Here is a 2,261-nt window from a genome sequence, read left to right on the forward strand (position 1 = left end):
GCGGATCGCGTCAACAGCGCAGACCCTGGCCGAGTGGATGATCGGCGAGGGCGCCGCGGTGTCGCTGACCGATGTCGCCCACACGCTCAACCACCACCGCACCCACCACAAGACCTTCGCCACGGTGTCCGCGCGCGATCGCGCCCACGCCGTCGCCGGCCTGCAGGCATTGGCGGCCGGCCAGTCGGCGATCGGTCTGGTCGGCCCCCACGAAGGGTTGTGCAAACCGGGCAAGGTCTTTGTGTATTCAGGCCAGGGATCACAGTGGCCCGGGATGGGCCGGCAATTGCTGACCGACGAGCCGGCGTTCGCCGCCGCAGTCGACGAGCTGGAGCCGTTGTTCCTCGAGCACATGAGGTACTCCCTGCAGCAAGTGCTGACCGAGGGCCAGCGGCTGACCGGCGACGCCCGCGTCCAGCCGGTGCTGATGGGCCTGCAGTTGGCGCTGACCGCGTTGTGGCGTTCCTACGGTGTGGAACCCGATGCGGTGATTGGACATTCGATGGGAGAAGTGACCGCGGCCGTGGTGGCCGGGGCGCTGACCCCCAGTGAGGGCCTGCGGGTCATCGGGACCCGTTCGCGGCTGATGTCGAGGCTGGCCGGCCAGGGCGCGGTGGGTCTGCTCGAGATGGACGCCGACGCGGCCGGAAAGCTGCTCGCCGACTACCCCGAGGTGAGCCTGGCCGGCTTCCTGTCGCCGAGGCAAACCGTCATCGCCGGCGCGGTGGCACAGGTCGACGCGGTGATCAATGCCGTGAGCGCACAGGAGCGTTTCGCGCGGCGGGTGAACATGGAAGTCGCCTCGCATACCGCGCTGATGGATCCCATCCTGACCGAATTACGTTCGGCGCTAGCCGATCTGACGCCCAAGCCGCCGACGATTCCGTTCATCTCCACCGTTTCCGATGCGGGCGAGACGCCGGTCCTGGACGCCGACTACTGGGTTGCCAATGTGCGGCGGCCGGTTCGGCTGCACCAGGCCATCAGCGTTGCCGCCGAGCAACACGCCACGTTCATCGAAATCAGCCCGCACCCGACCCTGACGCACGCCGTCACCGAAACTTTGGAGTCGGTGCACCACCACAGCGTTGGGACGTTGTCGCGCAAGGGTGATGACGCGGTGAGCTTCCACACCAACCTCAACAGCACGCACGTGATGCGTCCGCCCACCCTGCCGCATCCACCCGAGCCGCATCCCGTTCTGCCGAGCGCGCCATGGCACCACACCCACCACTGGATCAGCGCCGAGGAATTCGTGAAGACCGCCGAGTCTGCGCCGCAGCCCGGCACGCTGTTGGGTCGGCACATTCCGGTCGCCGCAACACCGCCGACGCATCTGTGGCAAGCGCATCTGACCCCCACGACCAAGCCGTATCCCGGATCGCACCACAACAACGGTGTCGAGATCATCCCGATATCAGTTCTGCTGCAGACGCTTTCAGCGGCCGCGGCGGAATATGGCGGATCGGCACTGTCCGACGTCCGCTTCGAGTACCCGATCGTCGTCGACGAACCACGCGTCATTCAGGTGGTCGCCGACGGGGCGTCCGTGACCGTGTCGTCGAGCACCAGTGGTTCCGCGCAGCACTGGATCCGGCACGTCACTGCTCGCATCGCCCGCAGCTCGGACGACCACCCGGCGGCCCCCGCAATACCCGGTCCGAACGTCGCCGACGGCGAGTTCGCCGATGAGTCGGTGACTTCGCTGTGGCAGACGTGGGGCAGCGAAGGTCGTCCGTTCGGATGGTCGATCGGCTCCTGCCAGTCGACGGCCGGGGAGTTGCGCGCCGACGTCGAGCTGACCCAAGCCTCGTCAGTTGCCTTGCTGGACGCCGCTATTCACATCGGCCGGCTGCTGGACAACGAGAATCCGCGGCTGATGGTGCCGTCCTCGGTCGCCGGCGTCCGGTTTGACGCCGAGCTCGCCGACCCGCGCGGCCGCGTCGAGGTTCGTCGGCGGGGCGGCAACGACGAAGAGCTCATCGTCGACATCGCGGTGATCGCAGCCGATGGCAGCACGAGCGTCGAAGTGCGCGGACTTCGCTACGCGGCAGTGGATTCGAGGGCGGCCGGCGACCGCAACGACGATCCCATGGCGATGGTGCACGCGCTCGAATGGCACCCGTTCTCGCCCGTCGACGGCTACGACGACCATCTGGCGACGAGCCCGAGCACCGTTGCGGTGTTGGGCGAGAACGACATTGCCGGTGCACTTCGCGACGGCCTGACTCACGCCGGCTACACGCCGGCCGCTGTCGCGG

At 67.7% G+C, this 2,261-nt stretch carries 1 protein-coding gene; it reads left to right on the forward strand.

The window, feature by feature from the left end:
• Positions 1-2,261: acyltransferase domain-containing protein (locus VN856_RS27925; RefSeq protein WP_325695336.1), on the forward strand; the 2,261-nt coding region annotated here is incomplete at both ends.

The sequence above is a fragment of the Mycobacterium sp. genome, assembly GCF_035603715.1.
In the GTDB taxonomy this organism is placed as follows: domain Bacteria; phylum Actinomycetota; class Actinomycetes; order Mycobacteriales; family Mycobacteriaceae; genus Mycobacterium.